This is a genomic window from Azospirillum sp. Marseille-Q6669 (assembly GCF_965111635.1).
This window is the reverse complement of record NZ_CBCOOP010000006.1, coordinates 319080-337807: the sequence shown is the minus strand read 5'-3', so window position 1 is coordinate 337807 and position 18728 is coordinate 319080. Positions and strand designations below refer to the sequence as shown.

The window sequence follows — 18728 nt, the reverse complement described above, 5'->3', positions numbered from 1 at the left end:
GAGGCGACGATGAATTTCGAGGAACATGCCGGAAAATCCGTGCTCGCCCGCGCCGGGGTGAGCGTTCCGCAGGGGCGCCTCTGCGCCAGCGCGGAGGAGGCCGAAGCGGCCGCCCGCGCCATCGGGCCGGTGGTGGTCAAGGCGCAGGTGCCGACCGGCAAGCGCGGCAAGTCGGGCGGCGTCAAGCTGGCCGCCACGCCGCAGGAGGCCGCAGCATCCGCACAGGCCATCCTGGGCATGGAGATCGGCGGCTTCCCGGTCGCCCGCGTCCTGGTCGAGGAACAGGCGGCCATCGCCCGCGAATTCTACGCCGCGGTGCTGAACGATCCGGCCAGCCGCAGCCCGCTGGTGCTGTTCTCCACCGAGGGCGGCATGGACATCGAGGAGGTCGCGGCGACCCGGCCCGAATCCCTGCGCCGCATGGCGGTGGACATCCGCAAGGGCTTCGGCCCGGCGGACGCGCGCCGCCTGCTGCTGGGGCTGGACCTCGGCGAGGCCGCCGTGCCGGTGGCGGCGATGCTGGTCGATCTCTACCGCGTCTATCGCCAGCACGACGCCGAGCTGCTGGAGATCAACCCGCTGGCCCTGCTCGCCGACGGCCGCGTCGTGCCGCTGGACTGCAAGCTGACGGTGGACGATTCCGCCCTCTACCGGCAGACGGACATCGCCGGGCTGGGTGCGAAGGAACCTCTGTCGGCGCTGGAGGAGCGCGGGCGGGCGCTCGACCTCAAATACATCGAGCTGGAGGGCAATGTCGGCGTCCTGGCGAACGGCGCCGGGCTGACCATGACGACGATGGACGTGGTCAGCCACGCCGGCGGTCGCCCGTCCAATTTCCTGGAGATCGGCGGCGAGGCCTACACCAAGGGGACGGAGGCGCTGGACCTCGTGCTGTCCAACCCCGGCGTCAAAAGCCTCGTCGTCAATTTCTGCGGCGCCTTCGCCCGCACCGACGTGATGGCCGGCGGCGTGATCCAGGCCTGGAAGACGCTGAACCCCACCATCCCCGTCTTCTTCTCCATCCACGGCACCGGCGAGGACGAGGCCGTGCGCATGGTGCGCGAGGAACTGGGGATCGAACCCTACGACCGGATGGAAGACGCCATCTCGGCAGCCGTGGAGGCCGCGCGATGATCGTACGCAAGAGCGACCGGGTCCTGGTGCAGGGCATCACCGGCAAGCAGGGCACCTTCTGGACCGAACAGATGCAAGCCTACGGCACCACCGTGGTCGGCGGCGTGAACCCGAAGAAGGCCGGGCAGAGCCATTGCGGCGTGCCCATCTTCGCCACCGCGAAGGAGGCCATGGCGAACGGCGGCTTCGAAGTGTCGGTGATGTTCATCCCGCCCGCCGCCGCCAAGGCCGCCGCCATCGACGCCATCGAGGCGGGGGCGAAGACCGTCGTCTGCCTGACCGAGCACATCCCCGCCCACGACGTGATGGAGATGCACGCCGCGGCGGCGGAGCACGGCACCCGCATCATCGGGCCGAACACCGCCGGCATCGTAACGCCGGGCGAGGGCTTCGTCGGCATCATGCCGGCCTTCAATCCGCGCGTCTTCCAGCCGGGCCGGGTCGGCGTCATCTCGCGCAGCGGCAGCCTGGGCACGCTGGTCTGCCTGAACCTCGTGCGCGGCGGCCATGGCCAGTCGGCCTTCCTCGGCATCGGCGGCGACCCGATGATCGGCACCACGACCAAGGACGCGCTGGCCGCCCTGATCGACGATCCGGGCACCGACGCCATCGCGCTGGTCGGCGAGATCGGTGGCAGCATGGAGGAGGAGGCGGCGGAGCTGGTGGCGAAGACGGACAAGCCCGTCGTCTCCTTCATCGCCGGCCGCGCCTCCCCGCCGGGCAAGAAGATGGGCCACGCCGGCGCCATCGTGACCGGCAACCGCGGCAGCTACGCCTCCAAGCGCGGCGCGCTGGAACGCGCCGGGGCCGTCGTCGTCGATGTGCCCGGCGACCTGCCGGCGGCCCTCGACGCGCTGATGGCCGAGGCCGCGAAACGGTCGGGCGCGCAGCGGCTCGCGGACTGACCGCGCAGCCGCCTTTTTGAAGAACGACACGGCAGCACCGCCCCCTCTCCCGGCCCCCCGCCGGGAGAGAACGGGGGAGGCATTCCGGAAGGGAACGGAACAGGATGGCGAAGATCGACGACGTCGGCGGCCAGCGCGCACGCGGGTTCGCCTTCACCCAGGGCTTCCAGCGAAGCACCGGGCCGGCGGCGCCCGAGGACGCGCGCGGCTGGCTCGACCGCTACCAGTCGCCGCGCGAGGAGCTGAACCCCTCGCCGACCGTCTCCGACACGGTCAAATACACCACCTGCTACATGTGCGCCTGCCGCTGCGGCATCAAAGTGCACATCAAGGACGGCCAGCTCCGCTTCATCGAGGGGAACAAGGACCATCCGGTGAACCACGGCGTGATCTGCGCCAAGGGGTCCGCCGGCATCATGACCCAGAACTCCCCGGCCAAGCTGCGCAAGCCCCTGCTGCGCACCGGGGAGCGCGGCACCGGCGAGTTCCGCGAGATCGAGTGGGACGAGGCGCTGACCATCCTGACCGAGCGTCTCGGCAAGATCCGCAACAGCGACCCCAGCAAGCTCGCCTTCTTCACCGGGCGCGACCAGAGCCAGTCGCTGACCGGCTTCTGGGCGGCGCAGTTCGGCACGCCCAACTTCGCGGCGCACGGCGGCTTTTGCTCCGTCAACATGGCGGCGGCGGGCATGTACACGCTGGGCGGCAGCTTCTGGGAGTTCGGGGAGCCGGACTGGGACCACACCCGCTACCTGCTGCTGTTCGGGGTGGCCGAGGACCATGACAGCAACCCGATCAAGATCGGCCTGTCGAAGATGAAGGCGCGCGGCGCCAAGATCGTCTCCGTCAACCCGATCAAGACCGGCTATTCCGCCATCGCCGACGAGTGGGTCGGCATCCGGCCGGGCAGCGACGGGCTGTTCGTCTTCGCCCTGATCCATGAGCTTCTGCGCGCCGACCGCATCGACGCCGAGTATCTGGTCCGCTACACCAACGCCCCCTGGCTGGTCATCCAGGACCCCGGCGCGCCCGACGACGGCCTGTTCGCCCGCGACGCCGACGGCGCCCCGCTGGCCTGGGACGCGGTGGAGCAGCGCGCCGTTCCGGCGACCGCGGCCGGCATCCGCCCGGCGTTGGTCGGCGCCGTCACCCTGCCGGACGGGCGGCGGGCCGTGCCCTCCTTCCATCTGCTGGCCGAACGCTACCTCGATCCGCAGCACGCGCCGGAGGCGGTGGCCGAGCGCTGCGGCGTTCCCGCCGACACCATCCGCCGCATCGCCGCCGAGATGGCCCACCTCGCCTTCCAGGAGACGCTGACCATCGAGCAGCCCTGGACCGACTGGGCGGGGCGGCGCCACGAGCGGATGGTCGGGCGTCCCATCGCCATGCACGCCATGCGCGGCATCTCCGCTCATTCCAACGGCTTCCACACCTGCCGGGCCATCCACATCCTGCAGATCCTGCTGGGCACCATCGACGTGCCGGGGGGCTGGCGCTACAAGTCGCCCTACCCCCGCCCCGCCCCGCCCGGCCCCAAGCCCGCCGGCAAGCGCGGCGAGACCGGCCCCGGCAAGGCCATCGCCGGGATGCCGCTCGGCTACCCCATGGGGCCGGAGGACTTGCTGGTCGGCGAGGACGGGCAGCCGCTGCGCATCGACAAGGCCTTCAGCTGGGACGCGCCGCTATCGGTGCACGGGCTGATGCACATGGTGGTCGCCAACGCCTGGGAGGGCGACCCGTACCGCGTCGACACGCTGTTCATGTACATGGCCAACATGGCCTGGAACTCGTCGATGAACACGTCCGAGACGATGCGGATGCTGGCCGACAAGGACCCGGACACCGGCGAGCACCGCATCCCCTTCATCGTCTATTGCGACGCCTACGCCTCGGAAATGGTGGCCTACGCCGACCTCGTGCTGGCCGACACCACCTACCTGGAGCGGTGGGACTGCATCTCCCTGCTCGACCGCCCGATCGGCAGCGCGCACGGCCCCGGCGATTCCATCCGCCAGCCGGTGCTGACCCCCGACCGCGACGTCCGGCCCTTCCAGGACGTGCTGATCGAGCTGGGCGCGCGGCTCGGCCTGCCCGCCTTCGTCCGCGAGGACGGCAGCCCGCGCTACCCCGGCGGCTATCCCGACTACATGACCAACCACGAGCGCAAGCCCGGCATAGGCCCGCTGGCCGGCTGGCGCGGCGCCGACGGGAAAGAGGCCGGCAAGGGCGCGCCCAACCCGAACCAGCTCGACCGCTACGTTCGCAACGGCTGCTTCTGGCATTTCGAGCTGCCGCCGGAGCAGCACTATTTCAAGCACGCCAACCAGGCCTATCTGGAAACCGCCACCCGCATGGGCTTCCTCGACAAGCCGGAGCCGGTGATCCTCCAGCTCTACGTCGAGCCGCTTCAGAAATTCCGCCTCGCCGCGCGCGGGCACGGCGCGGTGGTGCCGCCCGCCGACAAGCGGCAGCGGGTGGAGACCTACTTCGACCCCCTGCCCTTCTGGTACCCGCCGCTGGAGGAGGAGGGGCTGGACGAGGGCGCCTTCCCGCTGCACGCCGTCACCCAGCGTCCGATGCCCATGTACCATTCCTGGGGGTCGCAGAACGCCTGGCTGCGGCAGATCCTGGCGCGCAACAGCCTCTACATCGCCCGCCAGACGGCCGAGGCGCTCGGCCTCGCCGACGGAGACTGGGCCTGGGTGACCAGCCCGACCGGGCGCATCCGGGTGCCGGTCCAGCTTATGGACGGGGTGGAGGCCGGGACGGTGTGGACCTGGAACGCCATCGGCAAACGCTCCGGCGCCTGGAACCTGTCCACCGACGCGCCGGAGGGGACCAAGGGCTTCCTGCTCAACCACCTGATCTCGGAACTGCTGCCGGAGCGCAACGGCTACCGCCACTCCAACGCCGATCCGGTGACCGGACAGGCCGCCTGGTACGACCTGCGCGTCCGCGTCGAGAAGGCATCGCCGAAGGAGCGGGCCGAGACGATGCCGCGCTTCCCCGCCCAGGCCATGCCGCCGGGCGTCGAGCCGCCGCCCGCCATCCTGCGCACCGGTGCCGCCTTCCGGTCCGCGTCTCGGGGGGTCCGGTCATGACGAGCCTTCCCAACCGCGAGCCCGGCGCCCCCCGGCTGGGGCTGGTCATCGACCTCGACACCTGCGTCGGCTGCCACGCCTGCGCGGTCGCCTGCAAGCAGTGGAACGACGGCGGCCACATGGCGCCGCTGACCGATTACGACGCCTACGGCGCCGGTCCGGACGGGGTGTGGTTCAACCGCATCCACAGTTTCGAGGCCGGTTCCGAGCAAGGCGGCTGCGGGTCGCGCACCACCAATTTCCCGCGCTCCTGCCTGCATTGCGAACAGCCGGCCTGCGTGACCGTCTGCCCGACCGGCGCCTCCTACAAGCGGGCCGAGGACGGCATCGTGCTGGTCAACGAGGATTTGTGCATCGGCTGCAAGCTGTGCTCCTGGGCCTGCCCCTACGGCGCGCGGGAGTTCGACCAGGACGTCGGCGTGATGAAGAAATGCACGCTGTGCATCGACCGCATCCACAACGAGACGTTGGCGGAGACGGAGCGGGTGCCTGCCTGCGTCATGGTCTGCCCGACCTCGGCCCGGCATTTCGGCGACCTCGCCGATCCCACGTCCGCCGTGTCGAAGCTGGTGGCGGAGCGCGGCGGCTACGACCTCATGCCGGAGCTGGGCTACGAGCCGACCAACAAGTATCTGCCGCCCCGTCCCCGCCCGACCCTGGCGCTGGACGAACGCGTCACCAGGGACAGCGCCAACGACGATCTGCCGCTCCACGGCCTGCTGAAATGGGCCGACCGCATCCTGGCGCGCTGAGGGAGGGATTCTCATGCATCCGGCCTTCTCCATCATCTTCTTCACCAGCGCCGCGGGCGCCGGCTACGGCCTGCTCGCCTTGCTCGGCCTGCTGGCGCCCTTCGGCCTGCTGCCGGCGAGCCCGCTGTTCGGCCTCGCCGCCCTCGCCCTCGCCCTGGGGCTGGTGGTGGCCGGGCTGCTGTCCTCGCTGGCCCATCTCGGCCGGCCGGAGCGGGCGTGGCGGGCGCTGTCGCAATGGCGCAGTTCCTGGCTGTCGCGCGAAGGCGTGGCGGCGGTTGCCACCTTCCTGCCGGCGGGCGTCTTCGCCATCGCCTGGATCGCCCTGGCGACCACCGGCGTCATCACCGGCATTGCCGGCTGGATCACCGCGGCGATGGCGGCGGTCACCGTCTATTGCACGGCGATGATCTACGCCTCTCTGAAGCCGATCCGCCAATGGGCCAACCCCTGGGTGCCTCGCAGCTATCTGGCGCTGTCGCTGATGACCGGGGCGCTGCTGCTGAACGCGCTGCTCGGCGTGGCGGGGCAGGCGCCGGCTTGGTCTTCCCTGCTGGCGCTGGCGTCGGTGGCGCTGGCCTGGGCGGCGAAGGAAGGGCATTGGCGGCATTGCGCCACCGCCCGCCCCGTCAGCACGGCGGAGACGGCGACCGGGCTGGGCCATATCGGGCGGGTCCGCCTGCTCGACGCCCCGCACAGCGAGGACAACTACCTGCTCAAGGAAATGGGCTTCCGCGTCGGGCGCCGCCACGCCGTCCGCCTGCGCCTCATCACCCGCCTCGCCGCCTTCGCCCTGCCGGCGGCGCTGAGCCTCGGCGCGCTGGTCGCCGGTCCCGGCGCCCTTTCCGGCACGCTGGCGCTGCTGGCCGCCGCCGCCGCCGCCCTGGGGGTGATCGCCGAGCGCTGGCTCTTCTTCGCCGAGGCGAAGCACACCGTAACCCTCTTTTACGGCGCCGAGGAAGCCTGAGCCCGCCTCTTCACCCCTCAATCGGGAAAGGAGCAGACATGCCGCAAGACCACACCGATCACGGCTCCGCCCTGGCCTTCCTGATGACCCGCGCCAAGGCGATGGATGCCCAGAGCCTCTACATCTGCGGCTCGCCCTCCTGCCCCCGCGTGGGCTTCCGCTCCGGCTCCGGCGTCGTCTACGAGCCACTGTCCACCAGCCTCGCCGGACGCCTTGTCGACCGTTTCGCGGTGGACGGCCACGGCCTGAGCCAAGGGCTGCTCGTCTGGAGCGGGCGCCATTACCGCTGGTTCAGCATGCCGATGCCGGAGGGGGACGACGGCTACGCCCCCCTGATCGCCGTGCACCGGCCGGCCATTTGTCCCGGCCCCGGCGAGCGGGCCATGCCGCGCGTGATCGCCGGCTGACCGCCCCGCCCTCCCCCTTCATCCCATTCATGCAACGAGGATGCGCACCATGAAAATGACCACCGAGGAAGCGTTCGTGAAGGTCCTTCAGATGCACGGCATCCGGCACGCCTTCGGGATCATCGGATCGGCCATGATGCCGGTCTCCGACCTCTTCCCCAAGGCCGGCATCCGGTTCTGGGACTGCGCGCACGAGACCAACGCCGCCCTGATCTGCGACGGCTACAGCCGCGTCACCGGGGAAATGGCCATGGCCATCGCCCAGAACGGACCCGGCGTGACCGGCTTCGTCACCTCGATCAAGACCGCCTACTGGAACCACACGCCGATGCTGCTGGTGACGCCGCAAGCCGCCAACAAGACCATCGGCCAGGGCGGTTTCCAGGAGGTCGAGCAGATGGCCATGTTCCGGGAGATGGTCTGCTACCAGGAGGAGGTGCGCGATCCCAGCCGCATGGCCGAGGTTCTGAACCGCGTCATCGAAAAGGCTTGGCGCGGCTGCGCCCCGGCACAGATCAACGTGCCGCGCGATTTCTGGACCCAGGTGATCGACGTCGAGCTGCCGCAGATCGTCCGGCTGGAGCGCCCGGCGGGCGGGCGGCAGGCCATCGCCGAGGCGGCGCGCCTGCTGTCGGAGGCGAAGTTCCCGGTCATCCTCAACGGCGCCGGGGTGGTGATCGGCGGGGCCATTCCGGACAGCATCGCGCTGGCGGAGCGGCTGGACGCGCCGGTCTGCTGCGGCTACCAGCACAACGACGCCTTCCCCGGCAGCCACCCGCTATCGGTCGGGCCGCTCGGCTACAACGGGTCCAAGGCGGCGATGGAGCTGATCGCCAAGGCCGACGTCGTGCTGGCGCTCGGCACCCGGCTCAACCCCTTCTCCACCCTGCCCGGCTACGGCATCGATTATTGGCCGAAGGGCGCGCAGATCATCCAGGTCGACATCAACCCCGACCGCATCGGCCTGACCAAGAAGGTCTCGGTCGGCATCTGCGGAGACGCCCGCCAAGTGGCCCAGCAGATCCTGGCGCAGCTTGCCCCCGGCGCCGGGGACGCGGGCCGGCTGGAGCGCCGCGCCTTGATCCACCAGACCAAGTCGGCGTGGCTTCAACTCCTGTCCTCGCTCGACCATGAGGAGGACGATCCCGGAACGAGCTGGAACGCCGAAGCGCGCGAGCGCGAGTCCGACCGCATGTCGCCGCGTCAGGCGTGGCGGGCAATCCAGGCCGCCCTGCCCGCCGACGCCATCCTCTCCACCGACATCGGCAACAACTGCGCCATCGGCAACGCCTACCCCACCTTCGAGGAAGGGCGGAAATATCTGGCGCCGGGCATGTTCGGCCCCTGCGGCTACGGCTTCCCGTCGATCGTCGGCGCGAAGATCGGCTGTCCGAACACCCCGGTGGTCGGCTTCGCCGGTGACGGTGCCTTCGGCATCTCGATGAACGAAATGTCCTCCATCGGGCGCGAGGGATGGCCGGCGGTCACCATGGTGATCTTCCGGAACTTCCAATGGGGGGCGGAGAAGCGCAACACGACGCTGTGGTACGACAACAACTTCGTCGGCACGGAGCTGAACCCCAAGCTCAGCTACGCCAAGGTGGCCGAGGGTTGCGGCCTCAAGGGCGTCACCGCGCACACCCAGGATGAGGTCACCGCGGCCCTGCGCCAAGCCATCGAGGACCAGGGCCGCGGCATCACCACCTTCGTCGAGGTCATCCTGAACCAGGAGCTGGGCGAGCCGTTCCGCCGCGACGCCATGAAGAAGCCAGTGGCGGTCGCCGGCATCAACCCGTCGGACATGCGCCCGCAGCAGGCCTTGTAAGGTTGGGCGCAGCGCCGCCTGTGCGGTGCTTCCTTGCATGAGTTGTCGGCGGGGCCTTGCCCCCACCCTAGCCCTCCCCGCTGACGCAGGGGAGGGAACTTTTTTGCCCCCTCCCCCTGCACAGCGGGGGAGGGTCGGGGTGGGGGCAATACCGCCCAAACTTGACGCCCTAAGGCATTTCGCGTTTCGACTTCGAAAGCCCTCATAGGTTGTTTAAAATCCGAATAACAACAACCTTGAGGCGCTTTCGATTTCGAAACCCTTCACTCCCCCAGCAGATCGTCGATGCGCATCCGCAGGTCCCGCAGCAGCTCGCGATGCTCCTTTTGCATCGCGGTGCTGACCGCGTCGATGGCCTTCAGCTCCTTTTCGATGCGGTTGATCGAGCGGCCCAGCACGCGCATCGGCTCCACCGAGCCCGGCGCCTTGGACGCCCGTGCCGCGCGCACCGACTGCACCGTCAGCCCGCCGGTGCGCGCCGACTGCCACAGCCGCCGCACCTCCCCTTCATCCCCGACGAAGGCCAGTTCGACCAGGGCCGAGCGGGACACCGCGTCGGGGTTCTCCCGGTACTCGCGGAGGATGTCGGTCGGCAGGTCCAGCACCTTCAGCCGCTTCGACACCTCGGCCTCCGAGCAGCCGAGCACCGCCGCGACCTCCGCCTGGGCGTAGCCGTGGCTGTCGATGAGCTGGGTCAGGCCGCGGGCCAGATCGATGGCGTCCAGGTCCACGCGCTGGACGTTCTCGATCAGCGCGATCTCCTCCGCCTTGCCCTTGGTGATGATGGCGGCGATGGTCGGGCGGCCGAGCATCTGGTGGGCGCGCAGGCGGCGCTCGCCGGCCACGAGGCGGTAGACGCCCTTCTCCGCCGTCTCCTGCACCAGCACCGGCTGCTGCAACCCGTGCCGCTCGATGGAGGCGGCGAGCGAGGCGAGGGCGGTCTCGTCGAAGACGGTGCGCGGCTGGTTGGGGTCGGTCCGGATGGCGGCGACGTCGGCCTCGATCAGCCGGGGCAAGGCGCCGGTCAACCCGAACAGCCGGTCGGTCTCCAGGGCCGGGGCGGTGTTCTTCGCTTGCAGGACCGTGGCGGCGGTCTGGCGGGTCAGCTTCTTAGGCGGCATCGGACGACTCCCGGATGCGTCCGGTGGCCTTCAGAAGGGCACCGGCGATGGCGGCGTAGCTTTCCACGCCCGGCGCGCCGATGTCGGCGTCCAGCGTGATGACATTGGCCCCGGCGGCCTGCGCGTAGATGGTCGCGCGCGGCACCGGCGGGAAGACCCGGTAATCCTCGCCCCAGAGCCGGCCGATGTCCTCCAGCGAGGAGCGGTCCTGCGTCTGGCGGGGATTGAGCATGGTCGGCAGGACGCCCAGCACCCGCAGGTTCGGGTTCAGCCGCCGCTGGATCTTCGTCACCGTGTCCAGGAAGGCGTTCACGCCCAGGATGGCGTGCGGCTCCGCCTGGCAGGGGATCAGCACATAGTCCGCCGCAGTCAGCGCGTTGATGGTGACCGCCCCCAGGTTCGGCGCGCAGTCGATCAGGATGAAATCATACGCGCCGCGCACCGCGTCCAGCATCTCCGCCATGGCGGTCTGGGCGTTGGTCAGGTTGCCGGGCAGCTCGGTGTCGGCGCTGGCGAGCGCGATGCTCGACGGTACGACGTCCAGCCCTTCCACGCTGGTCGGGCGGATGACCTCGGCCAGCTTCGCCTTGCCCATCAGCGCGTGGTAGAGCACCCTGCCCTGCTCGGTCAGCGCTACCACGTCGGTCTGCGGCACGCCGACATGGACCGTGGCGTTGCCCTGCGGATCGGCGTCCACCAGCAACACGCGGTTCCCCGACCGGGCCAGCATGAAGGCGACGTTGATCGACGTCGCCGTCTTGGCCGTGCCACCCTTTTGCAGGCCGATGGCGATGGTCGTGCCGGCGCGCGGCGCCTCCGTCGCCGGCTGCTCCAGCGACAGCAGCAACAACCGGCCCAGCACGTCGCGGGGCAGGGGTTCGCGCCCCGTCTCCCACTTGCTCAGCCGCTGCTTGTCGTAACGGCGGCCGGTCAGTTCGTTCACGAACGCGGCCATCTGCGTCTGGGTGAGGCCGCGCCTCTCGCGCAGCAGCTTCAAATCGTCGCCGGTCATTGCCCCCTCGTCGCCCCATTGTGCCGGAGTCGTCTGGGAAGCTATCAAGTCGTCCCAACCCCCGCAATGGGTGTCTACCCGCGGTGCTGAGCAGCCGACACTGGCGGAACATGGCCTCTCCGGTGCATAACTGAGGCATACGGGGCCGGAGGCGGCGCCGGGGCTGTGAGGTTGCGCGAATGGCGGCGAACTGGTCGGTGCGGCAACTGGTGTGTCAGGCGCATGGCTGCGAGTTGGCCGTGTCGTGGCGGACCGATGGACGCTGGACCTGGACCGTGTCGGTGGCCGGGGAGCGCGTTGCCGTCGGGATCGCCCAATCGCAGGACGGCGCCCAGGATGCCGCCGCCAACGCGGCGGAACGCCACGCCCGCGCCGACGGCATCATCCAACTGACGATGTTTTAAACGCCGAAGCACGGATTCCCGCTCGATTGGCGTCGAATTGGGCGTATTGCGCCGCAACATAACCGTCGATACGGGCGTAGCCCATACAATCCTCAGAAAAAGCGCTTAGCCACAGAGAATAATCCAGTGGGATTTTGCGCGAACCCATCAGGGTTTGTGTGATTTTCCCGTGCGTCTCCTATTGTTTGTGGACGATCGCAAAGACCGTAGGCCGCGCGTGAATTGTCTAAGACCTTCCGCGGAGCTTCGACCTTCGACGATGCGACGGCTCTGGCCTCCGGCCAGGGAAGCGGGACGGGCGAGGTTCCACGTCCGCCCCGACTGCGCCCATTCGACCAACCACGCGAGAGGCTCGACGTGACTTCGCTGGGGAAACGCCAGATTCACACCGACGCATTTGGGGGCGATTGCCTGGACGCTTCACCGGCTGTCGAAATCGACCGTATGGACCGCGGCGGCTGGTACGCCGTCATGAACGGCTTCGACGACGCCAACATCTTCCAGACCTGGGATTTCGGGCGCATCGCCCATCCCGGCCGTGACCTCAGCCACATCGTGCTGCGCCGGGACGGCCAGCCGGTCGCCGCGGCGCAGCTTCTCGTCCGCCGGGTGCCGGGCATCGGCGGCATTGCGCTGGTCATGTGGGGACCGCTGTGGCGCCCCAAGGGCCGGCAAGCCGATCCAGCCGACTTCCTGGCGATCATGAAAGCGATGAAGGCCGAATACAGCGGCCGCCGCGGCCTGTTTCTGCGCGTCCTGCCGCGCGTCGAGGACGGGGCAGGAGAGGGCGCCCGCGCGCTGTCCGCCATGGAGGCGCTACGGATGCGGCACAGCGACGCCAAGGCCCCCTACCGCACCTTCATCATGGATCTGACCCGCGACGAGGCGACGATCCACAAGGACCTGTCCCGCCACTGGCGCCGCGGCCTCGCCAAGGCCGAGGGGGCCGGTCTGGAGATCGTCGAGGGCTTTTCGCCGGAGATCCTCGACGCCATCGACGACCTGTTCATCCAGACGCAGCGCCGCAAGGGCTTCCGCGCCTTCGACAGCCGCACCCTGACGAAGGTCCACCGCGCCCTGCCCGACGGCATGAAGATGCACGCCGTGATGGCCTCCCACAACGGCGAGCCGGTGGCCGGCGTGGTGGTGTCGCTGCTCGGCGACACCGCGCTGATGCAGAACTCGGCCACCGCGGAGGCCGGACTGCCGCTGAACGCCGCCTTCCTCGTCCACTGGAAGGCCATGCAATGGGTGAAGGCCAGCGGCGGGAAGCGCTACGACCTGCACGGCGTCAACGCCCAGGCCAACCCCGGCGTCCACCTGTTCAAACGCGGCTTCGCCGGCAAGGGGGAGGAGGAGCGGGTCTTCATCGGCACCTTCGAGGCGCCCGGCCCGATGCTCAGCCGGCTTCTCGTCGAAGGCGGCCAGACGGTGCGCACGCTGGCCGCGACCTGCACCGCGCAGGCGAGCCAGATGATGGCGATGGCGATGAACAAGGGTCCGGCGGAGCGCGCCGACGCAACCACCCCCTCCAACCCGGCGTAAGCGCCGGACATGCGAAACGCCCGGTCCAGACAGTGGACCGGGCGTCGCGTTTGCGCGTTACCGGGTAAGCGTCACTGGGTGCGTGCGATCACCGGCACGCCGTCCAGATCCTTTGGAAGATCGTCGGGGATGCCCGACGCGAAATTGACCGCGATGGCGTAGTCGTCGGACAGCTTCGTGACTTCGGCGCGGGTCATACCAGGGTACCCGCTGAGGATCGCCAGATAACGGTCACGGGCGGCTTCGGCAGCCTCTTTCGGCACGGGCATACGGACCTCCCTTTCGTCATAGGATGCCATAATCATTTATGGATTGTTGGCCCCATAAACAATACCCCAATGCGACCGTTTACCGCAAATCCGCCGCTCAGAGTCGTTGGGCGAGCCCGTGCAGGTCGCCGACCACCGTCACGTCGGGCGGGAAGGGGTTCGGCAGCCCTTCAGACACCACCCCGACGAAGCCCGTGCCGGCCTTGCGGGCGGCCTCCAGTTCGGTCAGGGAATCGCCGATGGCGAGCGCCCGCGCCGGGTCGTGTCCACCCTCTGCAACGATGCGCGCAAAGACCTCCGCCTTCACGTTGGGGGAGCCGGTGATGCTGCGGAAATGCCGCTCCAGCCCCTTGGCGCGCACAGTGCCCAGCAGAACCTCGTGGGGCGTGCCCGAGACGAGGTGGCAGGGCGTGCCGTCCAGCCGGTCCAGCACCGTCTCCGCGCCAGCGATCAGCGCGCAATCGGGAACGCGCGGATCGACGATCTCGGCGTAGCGGCGGGCCAAATCGTCGATCTCCGCCGGACCAGGGTCGCGCCCGAACATCTCCCGCTCCAGGATCGCCAGCATCTTGAACCGGCTGAGGCCGCCGTTGCGCCAGATCGTCCGGCGCATCCGCTCCTGCGTCTCCGCATCGTCGATGCCGTAGAGGATGGCGAAGCCGCCGTTCTTGGTGGGTACGGAGTCGATGATGACGCCGTCGAAATCGAAGATCACGACCTCCGGGTCCAGCCGGTCGGGTGTCTGAAGCATTGCGCCGTCTCGCATCGTTGTGGTGGCCCCGCACGGAACAGGGGCGGGTGCCGGAAAAGGCGTCGGGGGATCGTACAGGAAATCCCCCGTGCCTCAACGGTTCGGGCGGAAGAAAGAGCCTTTCGGAAAAGCTGTCTCACAGTGTGGCGCAGGCCACAGCGGGGGAGGGCGGCGGGGCGTACTGTCTGGTCATCGGACAGGCCGGGCCCCGACGCAGACGGAACCGGCAGCCAAATCCCCCAGAAGCCAACTCCCCCAGACACCGGAAGGAAACCACACCATGCGCCGCACCACCCTGATCGCCGCCGCCGTCGCCGTCCTGTGCTCCGCCCCGGCCTTCGCCGGCGACCTGATGACCGGCGGCATCCCGATGGGCAGCACCAGCAACCTGGGCGTCATCTCCAACACCGCCGCGGGCATCCAGAACAAGGCGCAGCAGCAGGTCTTCGGCGTGCAGGCCGGTGGCGGGCTGGCCGGTCCCTTCGGCACCGCCTCCAACCTGGGCAACGTCTCCAACCTCGCCGCCGGCGTCGGCAACAAGGCCAAGCAGCAGGTGGTTGGCGTGCAGGCCGGCGGGATGGGCGGCGGGGTGAAGACGCCCTTCGCTCTGGGCGGCTTCAACAGCAACGCCGGCAACGTCAGCAACAGCGCGGTCGGCATCGGCAACACCGCCCAGCAGCAGGTCAAGGCCATGCAGTTCGGCGCGCCGGGCGCCCTGTTCAACCAGAACCTCGGCACCGTCTCCAACCTCGCCGCCGGCATCGGCAACAAGGCCCAGCAGCAGGTCATCGGCATCCAGAAGTAAGGCTCCCCCGCTTCGCGTCCCTCCCTCCCCGAACCTCGCGGCCGGCAGAACCTCTGCCGGCCGTCTTTTTGCGGGACGCAGGAAACGGGTGGCCCTCCGTCGCGGCATCCGCGACGATCCCGCCATCAGAATCGGGAGGACGCCATGGACGAGGACGCGATGTGGAGCGCCGTGATGCGCCGGGAGCGGGATGGTGACGGGCGCTTCGTCTACGCGGTGCGCACCACCGGCGTCTATTGTCGGCCGTCCTGTCCATCGCGTCGGGCCAAGCGGGAAAACGTCTCCTTCCACCCCGACGCCGCTGCGGCGGAGGCGGCGGGCTTCCGCCCCTGCAAGCGCTGCCGCCCTGCCGCTACCCCATCCACGCTCACATAATTCCCAGCAGCCGGATCAGCCCCAGCCCGATGGCGCCGAGCGCCGCCAGCGACAGCACCACCGCCGCGGTGACGCGCAGACCCGCCCGCGACAGCATCCGCACATCCACCCCGAGCCCCAGCGCGGCCATCGACAGCACCGTCAGGATGCCCGCCGCGGTCTGGCTGGCCGTCAGGACGGCGTCCGGGATCAGCCCCGCCGCCCGCAGCCCGGCCAGCGCCAGGAAGCCGAGGATGAACCAGGGCACCAGCCGGCGCAGCGGCACGCGGGTTTTGGCGTGCTCCGGCGCGCTCCCCTCCGGCTTCGCCATCAGGGCCAGCGCCACCACCACCGGGCCGAGCATCAGCACGCGCAGCAGCTTCACCAGAGTCCCGACCTGGACGCTCAGCGCACCGACTGGCGCCGTCGCCGCCAGGATCTGCGGCACCGCGTAAACGGTCAGCCCGGCGAACACGCCATACTGCATGGGGGTGAGTCCGAGCAGCGGCACCAGCAGCGGCAGACCCAACACCACCAGAACACCCAGCACCGCCGTGAAGGCGATGGCCGCGGCCACGTCGTCGCCGTGCGCCCCGATCACCGGCGCCGTCGCCGCGATGGCCGAGTTGCCGCAGATCGAGTTGCCGCAGGCGACCAGCACCGCCATGCGCGGTGGCAATCCCAGCAGGCGCCCGATGCCGTAGCTGACCGCCAGGGCCAGGGCGACCACCCCGGCGATCCCCGCCACCAGTCCCGGCCCGGCCGCCAAGATCGTCTCCGGGTCGATGGAAGCACCCAGCAGCAGCACCGCGACCTCCAGCAACGTCTTGGCGCTGAAGTCCGTTCCCGCCTTCCAGCGCCGCCCCGGCGCCCAGACGCTGCGCAGGGCCACCCCGATCAGGATCGCCAGGACCAGCGCCTCCAGCCAAGCCTGCCCGAAAACCCGCACCTCCAGGCTTTGCAGGGCCAGCGCCACGCCGCTCACGCCGGAGCAGAGCAGAATTCCCGGCAGCAGGGCACCAAGGGTCCGGCGGGGCGATGGAAGAAGATCATTCGGCATGGCGTCCTCGAATTCCGATGCCGGGAAGCTGCCTCCTCTGGACCGTTCGTTCCAACGGATTATAGTGGACGAATCGTTCGATAAAATCGAACGTTTGAACGGGCAGGGGACCGGATGACTCTCGAACAGCTCCGCATCTTTGTGTCGGTCGCCACGCAGCAGCATGTGACTCGGGCCGCCGCCTCCCTGAATCTGACGCAGTCCGCGGTCAGCGCCGCCGTCTCCAGCCTGGAGGCCCGGCACGCCGTCCGCCTGTTCGACCGAGTGGGCCGCCGCATCGAGCTGACGGAGGCCGGGCGCCTGTTCCTGGGGGAGGCCGTCGCGGTGCTCGCCCGCGCCGAAGCGGCGGAGCGCATGCTGGCCGACCTGTCGGCGTTGAAGCGCGGGCGCATCGCCATCCACGCCAGCCAGACCATCACCGGTTATTGGCTGCCCGAACGGCTCGTGGCCTTCCACCAGCGCTATCCGGACGTCGACGTCGCGGTGAAGGCCGCCAACACCGCCCAGGTCGCCAAGGCCGTGCTGGACGGCGCCGCCGATCTGGGGTTGGTGGAAGGGGAGGTGGCGGACCCGTTGCTCGACCAGGACCTACTGGCCGGCGACCGTCTTCTGCTGCTGGTGGGGAACGGTCACCCCTGGCGCGTGCGGAGTGACCTGCCGATGGAGGAACTGCACCGCTCCCCCTGGGTCCTGCGCGAGGCCGGGTCGGGCACCCGCTCCGAGTTCGAGGAGGCGCTGCGCGGACAGGGGAGGGCGCCGGAAGCTTTGCCGGTGGCGTTGGAGCTGCCCTCGAACGAGGCGGTGCTGTCGGCGGTCATGGCCGGGGCGGGGGCCACCGCCCTGTCGGATCTGGTGGCGCGCGGCGCGCTGGCGGCCGGGCATCTGCACCGCGTTCCCTTCCCGCTGCCCGAACGGCCCTTCCGCCTGCTGCGCCACCGCGAGCGCGGGTTGAGCCACGCCGCCCGGACCTTCCGCGATCTTCTGCTGGCGGAATAGGGGAGGGGAATCAGACCACCTCGTCGAACTCGACCCTGGGAATGTCGATCCAGCTCTCCGGCTCGCCGGCGTCCTTGCGCCAGAAGATGACCGGCAGGTCGGCGTTCAGCACGCGGGCGATGGAGGCGCCGCGCGCCGTCATCAGCTCCTTGTACTCCGAGGCTTCGACGATGCGCACGCCGTAGCCAGGAATGCGGTCGGCCTGGAGCACGGGGCCGAGCGCGTTCTTGAACTTGCGCAGGTCATTGTCAGAACCGACCCGCTTGCGCAGCGGCTCCAGCGCCATCCAGAAGGCGTTGCCGTGGCCCAGATGGGCGCGGGCGATCTCGTAGAGCCGCTTCTCGATGGGCTTCAGCGCGAAGTAGTCTTCCGAATAGGTCAGCAGGTTGTTGCCCAGCGCCGCGCGCACCACCCAGTTCGACAGGACCAGCGTCAGGCCGCGCACCTGCCGCTCGCCGTCCTTCTTGCCACGGCGGTACAGCAGCTTGTAGTCGGAGATCCAGGAGAAGGCGCCGCTCTCGCCTTCGCCACCGGCCTCAAGGTTGGTCTTGATCTGGGTGCCCTGGAGCCGCTCCAGCGCCCCTTCGATCTTGTCGTAGGCGCTGCCCCCGGCGGTCTTGCCGACGATGCGCTGGAGGTCGCTGGTGGTGAAGTGCAGCTTTCCCACCTCCGGCCCCATCTTGCCCTCCGCCATCTTCTCGCGCAGCAGCGAGACGGCGTAGATCAGCACCGACTTGTCCCAGATCGTCGCAACGCCGACGTCGCGCGGGGCGCGCACCTCGATCTTCACCTTGCCGTCGTCGTAGGTGGGAAGGCTTTCCACCTTGTCCTTCGACAGGCCGAACAGCGAATAGGCCATCAGGGCCCGGTCGTTGTTCACGTCGCCGCGCAGCGGCGAATCCAGCCGCAGCGCCAGCTGGACCGGACGGTCCAGCAGTTCGGCGTTTTCCTGGTCGGTCTTGTGGTCGTCCATGCACCCAATCTCCCCGGCCCCGCCGCTGGCGGTTACGGTATTGATTCCCGATACGCCCCGCATGTTCCACAGCGCAGGCGCCAACGTCGCCATTCTGCCGAAAGATTCCTCACCGGCCGGAAACGACGCTGTGACCGTGCGGATGAATGTCGCCGTTCTGCCAGTTCCCCCGGACGCTGTGCCACGCCGGAGGGTTTCGCTGCCGAAAGCGTCCGCGTTCTGACGGTCCGGACTCCCGACAAGCCACAAAACAGCGTTGAAAGGCTTGGATTCCCTGACTCTTTCCGGACTCCCCGGGGTCCGGAGGCCGCCGCGCGGGGAGCACATTGGCAGAACGGCGACACTCGGTT

Annotated in this window: 18 protein-coding genes; 12 read left to right on the top strand and 6 right to left on the bottom strand. The window is 69.3% G+C overall.

The features are described 5' to 3' along the window. Positions 1–9: 9 nt before the first annotated feature. The 7 genes from sucC to xsc all read left to right on the top strand — a co-directional run bounded on the left by sucC (position 10) and on the right by xsc (position 9088). Positions 10–1134, top strand: a complete 1125-nt coding sequence (sucC, locus tag ACWPXE_RS30090) for an ADP-forming succinate--CoA ligase subunit beta (protein WP_454020758.1) — start codon at positions 10–12, stop codon at positions 1132–1134. Continuing rightward, a complete protein-coding gene (locus ACWPXE_RS30085; RefSeq protein WP_454020757.1) occupies positions 1131–2039 on the top strand; it encodes a succinate--CoA ligase subunit alpha in 909 nt (302 codons plus the stop codon). The genes sucC and ACWPXE_RS30085 overlap by 4 nt, the downstream gene beginning before the upstream one ends. Positions 2040–2143: 104 nt before the next feature. Continuing rightward, entirely contained in the window at positions 2144–5140 is a 2997-nt protein-coding gene (locus ACWPXE_RS30080) for a molybdopterin oxidoreductase family protein (RefSeq protein WP_454020756.1), read from the top strand. Further along, on the top strand, positions 5137–5892 hold the full coding sequence (locus ACWPXE_RS30075) for a 4Fe-4S dicluster domain-containing protein (protein WP_454020755.1): 756 nt from the start codon (positions 5137–5139) through the stop codon (positions 5890–5892). The genes ACWPXE_RS30080 and ACWPXE_RS30075 overlap by 4 nt, the downstream gene beginning before the upstream one ends. Before the next feature lie 13 nt (positions 5893–5905). Then, positions 5906–6856, top strand: a complete 951-nt coding sequence (locus ACWPXE_RS30070; protein WP_454020754.1) for a dimethyl sulfoxide reductase anchor subunit family protein — start codon at positions 5906–5908, stop codon at positions 6854–6856. Positions 6857–6894: 38 nt separating this feature from the next. Beyond that, a complete protein-coding gene (locus tag ACWPXE_RS30065) occupies positions 6895–7263 on the top strand; it encodes a hypothetical protein (RefSeq protein WP_454020753.1) in 369 nt (122 codons plus the stop codon). Between the two features lie 49 nt (positions 7264–7312). Then, positions 7313–9088: a sulfoacetaldehyde acetyltransferase gene (gene xsc, locus ACWPXE_RS30060; protein ID WP_454020752.1), complete on the top strand. Its 1776-nt coding sequence runs from the start codon at positions 7313–7315 to the stop codon at positions 9086–9088. A 263-nt stretch (positions 9089–9351) separates the two neighbouring features. Here the strand turns inward: xsc and ACWPXE_RS30055 are convergent, their stop codons facing one another. Then, the gene (locus ACWPXE_RS30055) at positions 9352–10209 is read right to left on the bottom strand and encodes a ParB/RepB/Spo0J family partition protein (protein WP_114861549.1); all 858 of its coding nucleotides are present in this window, start codon (positions 10207–10209) and stop codon (positions 9352–9354) included. Then, a complete protein-coding gene (locus tag ACWPXE_RS30050; RefSeq protein WP_454020751.1) occupies positions 10199–11221 on the bottom strand; it encodes an AAA family ATPase in 1023 nt (340 codons plus the stop codon). Before ACWPXE_RS30050 ends, ACWPXE_RS30055 begins: the two co-directional genes overlap by 11 nt. A gap of 179 nt (positions 11222–11400) precedes the next feature. On the opposite strand from ACWPXE_RS30050, the gene ACWPXE_RS30045 reads away from it, so the two are divergent. Then, on the top strand, positions 11401–11625 hold the full coding sequence (locus tag ACWPXE_RS30045; RefSeq protein WP_454020750.1) for a hypothetical protein: 225 nt from the start codon (positions 11401–11403) through the stop codon (positions 11623–11625). Between the two features lie 444 nt (positions 11626–12069). Next, a complete protein-coding gene (locus tag ACWPXE_RS30040; RefSeq protein WP_454020749.1) occupies positions 12070–13170 on the top strand; it encodes a lipid II:glycine glycyltransferase FemX in 1101 nt (366 codons plus the stop codon). Positions 13171–13241: 71 nt separating this feature from the next. Here the strand turns inward: ACWPXE_RS30040 and ACWPXE_RS30035 are convergent, their stop codons facing one another. Together ACWPXE_RS30035 and ACWPXE_RS30030 are read right to left on the bottom strand one after the other, a co-directional pair. Beyond that, entirely contained in the window at positions 13242–13439 is a 198-nt protein-coding gene (locus ACWPXE_RS30035) for a hypothetical protein (RefSeq protein ID WP_035683083.1), read from the bottom strand. Between the two features lie 97 nt (positions 13440–13536). Next, the gene (locus ACWPXE_RS30030) at positions 13537–14190 is read right to left on the bottom strand and encodes an HAD family hydrolase (RefSeq protein ID WP_454020748.1); all 654 of its coding nucleotides are present in this window, start codon (positions 14188–14190) and stop codon (positions 13537–13539) included. Between the two features lie 280 nt (positions 14191–14470). Here ACWPXE_RS30030 and ACWPXE_RS30025 point away from each other — a divergent pair, with 280 nt between their 5' ends. After that, complete coding sequence (locus ACWPXE_RS30025; protein ID WP_454020747.1) at positions 14471–14995, top strand: hypothetical protein; 525 nt, start codon at positions 14471–14473, stop codon at positions 14993–14995. 144 nt (positions 14996–15139) lie between these two features. Then, positions 15140–15370 (top strand): Ada metal-binding domain-containing protein, encoded by a 231-nt coding sequence (locus ACWPXE_RS30020; protein WP_454020746.1) that lies wholly within the window; start codon positions 15140–15142, stop codon positions 15368–15370. On the opposite strand, the gene ACWPXE_RS30015 is transcribed toward ACWPXE_RS30020, so the two are convergent. Beyond that, entirely contained in the window at positions 15363–16409 is a 1047-nt protein-coding gene (locus ACWPXE_RS30015) for a YeiH family protein (RefSeq protein ID WP_454020745.1), read from the bottom strand. The genes ACWPXE_RS30020 and ACWPXE_RS30015 overlap by 8 nt on opposite strands. A 114-nt stretch (positions 16410–16523) precedes the next feature. On the opposite strand from ACWPXE_RS30015, the gene ACWPXE_RS30010 reads away from it, so the two are divergent. Beyond that, entirely contained in the window at positions 16524–17405 is an 882-nt protein-coding gene (locus ACWPXE_RS30010) for a LysR substrate-binding domain-containing protein (protein WP_454020744.1), read from the top strand. Positions 17406–17415: 10 nt separating this feature from the next. Here ACWPXE_RS30010 and ACWPXE_RS30005 read toward each other — a convergent pair whose 3' ends face one another. Continuing rightward, on the bottom strand, positions 17416–18378 hold the full coding sequence (locus ACWPXE_RS30005; protein WP_237907760.1) for a replication initiator protein A: 963 nt from the start codon (positions 18376–18378) through the stop codon (positions 17416–17418). Positions 18379–18728 lie beyond the last annotated feature (350 nt).

Coding starts and splice junctions, on each gene's coding strand:
- ACWPXE_RS30085 (WP_454020757.1), top strand. CDS start 1,131: ATGATCGTACGCAAGAGCGACCGGGTCCTGGTGCAGGGCATCACCGGC.
- ACWPXE_RS30070 (WP_454020754.1), top strand. CDS start 5,906: ATGCATCCGGCCTTCTCCATCATCTTCTTCACCAGCGCCGCGGGCGCC.
- ACWPXE_RS30015 (WP_454020745.1), bottom strand. CDS start 16,409: ATGCCGAATGATCTTCTTCCATCGCCCCGCCGGACCCTTGGTGCCCTG.
- ACWPXE_RS30065 (WP_454020753.1), top strand. CDS start 6,895: ATGCCGCAAGACCACACCGATCACGGCTCCGCCCTGGCCTTCCTGATG.
- ACWPXE_RS30075 (WP_454020755.1), top strand. CDS start 5,137: ATGACGAGCCTTCCCAACCGCGAGCCCGGCGCCCCCCGGCTGGGGCTG.
- ACWPXE_RS30020 (WP_454020746.1), top strand. CDS start 15,140: ATGGACGAGGACGCGATGTGGAGCGCCGTGATGCGCCGGGAGCGGGAT.
- ACWPXE_RS30055 (WP_114861549.1), bottom strand. CDS start 10,209: ATGCCGCCTAAGAAGCTGACCCGCCAGACCGCCGCCACGGTCCTGCAA.
- ACWPXE_RS30010 (WP_454020744.1), top strand. CDS start 16,524: ATGACTCTCGAACAGCTCCGCATCTTTGTGTCGGTCGCCACGCAGCAG.
- ACWPXE_RS30045 (WP_454020750.1), top strand. CDS start 11,401: ATGGCGGCGAACTGGTCGGTGCGGCAACTGGTGTGTCAGGCGCATGGC.
- ACWPXE_RS30040 (WP_454020749.1), top strand. CDS start 12,070: ATGGACCGCGGCGGCTGGTACGCCGTCATGAACGGCTTCGACGACGCC.
- ACWPXE_RS30005 (WP_237907760.1), bottom strand. CDS start 18,378: ATGGACGACCACAAGACCGACCAGGAAAACGCCGAACTGCTGGACCGT.
- ACWPXE_RS30080 (WP_454020756.1), top strand. CDS start 2,144: ATGGCGAAGATCGACGACGTCGGCGGCCAGCGCGCACGCGGGTTCGCC.
- ACWPXE_RS30030 (WP_454020748.1), bottom strand. CDS start 14,190: ATGCTTCAGACACCCGACCGGCTGGACCCGGAGGTCGTGATCTTCGAT.
- ACWPXE_RS30025 (WP_454020747.1), top strand. CDS start 14,471: ATGCGCCGCACCACCCTGATCGCCGCCGCCGTCGCCGTCCTGTGCTCC.
- xsc (WP_454020752.1), top strand. CDS start 7,313: ATGAAAATGACCACCGAGGAAGCGTTCGTGAAGGTCCTTCAGATGCAC.
- ACWPXE_RS30050 (WP_454020751.1), bottom strand. CDS start 11,221: ATGACCGGCGACGATTTGAAGCTGCTGCGCGAGAGGCGCGGCCTCACC.
- sucC (WP_454020758.1), top strand. CDS start 10: ATGAATTTCGAGGAACATGCCGGAAAATCCGTGCTCGCCCGCGCCGGG.
- ACWPXE_RS30035 (WP_035683083.1), bottom strand. CDS start 13,439: ATGCCCGTGCCGAAAGAGGCTGCCGAAGCCGCCCGTGACCGTTATCTG.